4 protein-coding genes are annotated in these 4757 nt (G+C 60.1%); 3 read left to right on the top strand and 1 reads right to left on the bottom strand.

Translation table 11 applies throughout. The features are described from left to right. Positions 1 to 2087 (bottom strand): heavy metal translocating P-type ATPase (locus tag BUB54_RS19480; protein WP_139285019.1); only part of this gene is annotated, 2087 nt, incomplete at its 3' end. Positions 2088 to 2264: 177 nt separating this feature from the next. Here BUB54_RS19480 and BUB54_RS19475 point away from each other — a divergent pair. From BUB54_RS19475 to BUB54_RS19460, 3 genes are all read left to right on the top strand, one after another. Beyond that, entirely contained in the window at positions 2265 to 2465 is a 201-nt protein-coding gene (locus tag BUB54_RS19475; RefSeq protein ID WP_048880068.1) for a heavy-metal-associated domain-containing protein, read from the top strand. A gap of 65 nt (positions 2466 to 2530) precedes the next feature. Next, positions 2531 to 4048 carry a multicopper oxidase family protein gene (locus BUB54_RS19470; protein ID WP_083553832.1) on the top strand — a complete coding sequence of 506 codons (1518 nt, stop codon included), beginning with the start codon at positions 2531 to 2533 and terminating at the stop codon, positions 4046 to 4048. A 455-nt stretch (positions 4049 to 4503) separates the two neighbouring features. After that, the coding region (locus BUB54_RS19460; RefSeq protein ID WP_175556556.1) for a PspA/IM30 family protein at positions 4504 to 4757 on the top strand (254 nt) is incomplete at its 3' end.

Raw genomic sequence — 4757 nt, 5'->3', positions numbered from 1 at the left:
GCTTCGGCTTTGTGCTCGGGCAGGATTTCTGCCTGCACGTCGTCGATGCCGAGTGAATGAGCTGCGACTCGCGCGCTTCCCGGATTATCGCCAGTTAGCATCGCGACGCGCAGCCCCCGGGCATGCAGGGCGGCAACCGCTTGCTGCGCTGTGGATTTCAACGCATCGCCAAAGCCGATCAGGCCGATAACGCGCTGATCGGGACCTGTCTCGATTAACCAGGACACGGTGCGTCCTTCGTCTTCGAGCGCGGCAGCGCGGGCCCCCAGCGCGCTGGCGTTGAGACCGTTTTCCTTGATCACGCGGTGCGAACCGAACACCAGTTCACGTCCGTCGACGGTTGCTTTTATGCCGCGCCCCGGCAGCGTCCGTACATCCGTTGAATGTGGTGGCCGGATACCATCGGCTTTCGCCCGCTCGCGTACGGCCTTGGCGAGCGGGTGCTCGCTTGCTTGCTGTACCCCGGCCGCGAGACGAAGCAGTTCCGCGACTGGGGCACCGTCCGCCGCTTCGAGTGCGATAATCGAGGGATTGCCTTCGGTGAGCGTGCCAGTCTTGTCGAAGGCTACGGTGTCGATCCGGTGGGCGATCTCCAGGGTCTCTGCGTCCTTGATCAGGATGCCATATTTTGCCGCGACGCCGGTTCCCGCCATGACAGCGGTCGGCGTGGCGAGGCCGAGCGAGCATGGACAGGCGATGACCAGCACCGAAACAGCAGCCAGGATCGCGTGCTCGACATGTCCGGTCGTAAGCCACCAGGCCAAAAAGGTCACCACGGCGATCCCGAGCACCACGGGCACGAACACCGCGGCGACCCTATCGACCAGCTTCTGGATTGGTGCTTTCGCCGCCTGCGCACTCTCGACCAGGCGCACGATACGCGCCAGCGCCGATTCCGCACCTACCGCGCTGGTTTCGACGACGAGCAGTCCTTCGCCATTGATGGCACCGCCGATCACTTTGTCACCCGGCGTCTTCGGCACTGGCAGGCTCTCGCCAGTCAGCATGGATTCGTCGGCAGCACTTTCGCCTTCGTGGATCACGCCGTCTACCGGGATGCGCTCGCCAGGCCTGATGACCACGATATCACCTACCGTGACCTGGTTGACCGCGACGTCGTGTTCCATGCCGTCGGCTTCGCGCAGGTGCGCACGCTCTGGGCGCAGTGCCGTGAGCGCGCGCAATGCCTCGCCGGTCTGGCGCTTGCCGCGCGCCTCTAGCCATTTGCCGAACAGGATCAGGGTGATCACGATCGTCGAGGAATCGAAGTAGAGCGCTGCGGGCATCGTTCCCGTCACCCATGCGCGAATGAGCAGCCAGAGGCTGAGCCCGTAGGCAGCAGAAGTGCCCAGGGAGACAAGCAGGTCCATGTTGCCGGTGCCCGCCCGTACCGCCTTCCATCCGGCACAGTAGAAGCGTCCGCCGAGCCAGAACTGCACCGGCGTGGCGAGGGCGAGCTCCACCCAGCCGGGCAACTCAAACGGGCTGCCGGTAAGACGCAGGATCATAATTATAAATAACGGTGCGGTGAGCAGGGCGGCGATACCGACATGAATCAGCGCTGCACGAGATTCATGCTTTTTTCTGTCGTCTTCCGAAACGCCCCGTCCGGTCAGGCGGGCGCCGTACCCGGCATGCTCCACCGCGGCGATTAGTGCCGTTTCGTCAACGCCGCTTCCGCTGACACGCGCCATTTCGTTAGCCAGATTCACACTAGCCGATGTGACGCCTGAAACTTTGTGTAACGCGCGTTCCACCCGCGCGACACAGGAGGCGCAAGTCATGCCGTCGATCGCCAGTTCGATATCGTGGCTTGCCACACCGTACCCAGCCTTTTCAACGGCAGTCACCACGGCGCCAATATTGGCCTCGGCACTCGCGAATGTGACCTGCACATGCTCGGAACTCAGGTTGACTGATACCGCGGCGACGCCGGGCACATGCTGGATTGCCCCTTCGACCCGCGAAACACACGACGCGCAGGTCATCCCCTCGATAGAGAATTCGATCCGCCTGGAATTACCTCCCGGCGGGATTTTGATGGTTGCCCCCGCGACCATATTTGCGGTGTTCATCACAATCTCCATTGTCGGACCCCTTACCGATCATGCTCATCTGGTGATTACCACAGTGGGAAGGTCAAGGGGTTGATTCGGTGCTGGGCGGGTATTGACATTCCCATTGTGGGAAACCCCATCTTAAAGGAGATCGGTGTGAATAGCTCATTCCGACAGAAATTATTTCAATTCAGATGGAGACTGGCGATGTTGGAATTCAAAGTTGGCGGTATGACGTGTGGCCATTGCGTCCGGGCTGTGACTAATGCGGTTCACACAGTTGTTCCAGGTGCGGACGTCGCGGTCGATCTCAATCATGGGGTTGTCAAGATCGATGGCGACCTGGCGACGATCCCGACCGAGGCCGTGATTAAGGCCATTGAGGATGAAGGTTACAAAATTCATTGACTGCCCCGAACGCGGGATCGGCTGACCCTTTCAGGCGGTTGCTGAATAAGAAAAAGGATAAGAAGATGACGATGGTTTCCCGCCGTGGCCTTATGGCCGGTGGCCTGACACTGAGCACGATGACCGCGGTTGGTGCCCATGCCGCTACGGCCATCGAGTCCAAGCGCCGACTGATCGCGGACACACGCAGCCTGGAGGTGAACGGTCGCGCGGCGAAGGTGTTTCGTTTATCCGATGAGGCTGGGCGCCCTGGCCTTACTTTGGCGCCAGGCGAGCGGTTCCAGGTCGAGCTCGCTAATCAGACCGCCGATCACACGATCATCCATTGGCACGGTCAGCTCCCGCCATGGACCCAGGACGGCTTCCCCTGGCCACAGACTCCACCGATCGCTCCGGCGGCTACACGCACTTATGACTACGCGCCGATCCCAGGAACTTACTGGATGCATTCACATCAGGGCCTGCAGGAGCAGAGCCTGATGACGGCGCCGCTGATCGTGCGCGATGCGATCGAACTCCGCGAGGATCGCCAGGAGATCGTGCTCATGCTGCATGATTTCAGCTTCAGGAGTCCTGACGCGCTGTTGGCCAGCCTGACTGGCCAAACGCCTTCCCAAATTCGCGCGTTGGCCACTACGAGCGAAAACGTCTCCGCATCTTCACCACCACAGGTATCGGGCGAAAATGCGATGGGCATGATGCAAGGCATGCAGAGTATGGGCACCATGTCGAAGAAAAACGTTATGGGATCCATGGGCGGCATGAAGATGGACCTGAACGACATCGACTATGATGCTTTTCTGGCGAATGATCGCACCTTGCGCGATCCCGAGATTGTTCAGGTGGAACGTTCGGGGCGGGTCCGTCTCAGAATCATCAATGGGGCCTCATCTAGCCAGTTCTGGGTCGATTTAGGCGCGTTGGCCGGTCATGTGGTGGCGGTTGACGGCCACCCGGTGTACCCGCTGGCGGGCCGGCGCTTTCCTCTGGCAATCGCGCAGCGGCTCGATATCCTGGTTGACCTGCCAGGTGCTGGCGCGTTCCCGATCCTGGCGCGGCTGGAGGGTACACGGAGATGCACCGGTATTGTGCTGACAACACCTGGGGCATCGGCTCCCCGCATCGACGGAACCGGGCTCGACAGGATGCAACCAATCGACAATTCTATGGAGACGCGGTTGGTCGCACGCGCGCCGCTCGCGCCCCGCCAGCCCGATCTTGTACACCGGATGGTCCTCGCGGGCGGTATGAAACCCTATTCCTGGTCACTGAACGGGGAATACTGGCCACATATCACGCCGCTGATGCTCCAGAAGGGCCAGCGTGTGGAAATCGAGATGGTCAACAATTCGATGATGGCGCACCCGATGCACCTTCACGGCCACGCGTTTCAGGTCATCGCGGTGAACGGTCAGCCGATCAGGGGCGCCAAGCGAGACACCGTGCTAGTTACGCCGATGGGCAGCGTGCGGATCGCCTTCGATGCTAACAACCCTGGGCGTTGGCCGCTCCATTGCCATAATCTCTACCACATGATGACGGGTATGATAACCGAGGTCCGCTATGACAGCATCAAGGTTTAGGAACGGGCTGATATGCCGGCAATCATCAATACCTCTGCGATTTGGTGCCTGCGTTGCCGCGAGAAAGATGCCGCTACTCAGCCGGACCTACGCCAAGGATGGCAAGGAAGATTTCGTACGATCTGGTCGGCGTCGACCTCGCCGATCTGGCATCGCAGGTTCAGGCGTTTCTGGAGCAACAGCCGGTCAGCTACCCGATATGGACGGATCCGGGAGGCAGAGGAAAATCACGGTCGACCACGCTTTCGAAAAAACCGGCGACTTCGCGGTGCCGACGACGATCTTCGTTGGCCGCAGGGGCATCATCAAGGCAATGTATGTAGGGAAGCTCACGGCGACGACCCCTGCTGTAACCTACAGAAAATCAAGGGTACATAACAGCTAATGGTCCTATCCCGCGGCGGCACTTGACGAACCAGCCGCCGCCAAACCCGAACAATGGAGTTAACCGTCACATGAGTTTTTTTGCCCGTCTGAAAACAATCGTTGCTGCCAAGGGCGACGCCGCGCTGGACCGAGCCGAAGTGCCGGCCGAAATGTTCAATCATGCCTATAATCAGATGAACGACACCCTGACCAATCTAAAGCGGGCGATCGTTGAGGTCGTGACTGCACGCAAACAGATCGAACAGCAGATCGACAGACTGGACCACCAGAACGCCACCATTGAGGGTCAAGCAAAGCAGGCGCTGACGATGGGCGACGAGAC

Source organism: Acidocella aminolytica 101 = DSM 11237 (genome assembly GCF_900129125.1).
In the GTDB taxonomy this organism is placed as follows: domain Bacteria; phylum Pseudomonadota; class Alphaproteobacteria; order Acetobacterales; family Acetobacteraceae; genus Acidocella; species Acidocella aminolytica.
This window is presented reverse-complemented; position numbering and strand designations above follow the sequence as displayed.

Excerpts from the sequence above, each read along its gene's own strand:
- BUB54_RS19475 (WP_048880068.1), top strand. The coding sequence starts at position 2,265 with ATGTTGGAATTCAAAGTTGGCGGTATGACGTGTGGCCATTGCGTCCGG.
- BUB54_RS19470 (WP_083553832.1), top strand. The coding sequence starts at position 2,531 with ATGACGATGGTTTCCCGCCGTGGCCTTATGGCCGGTGGCCTGACACTG.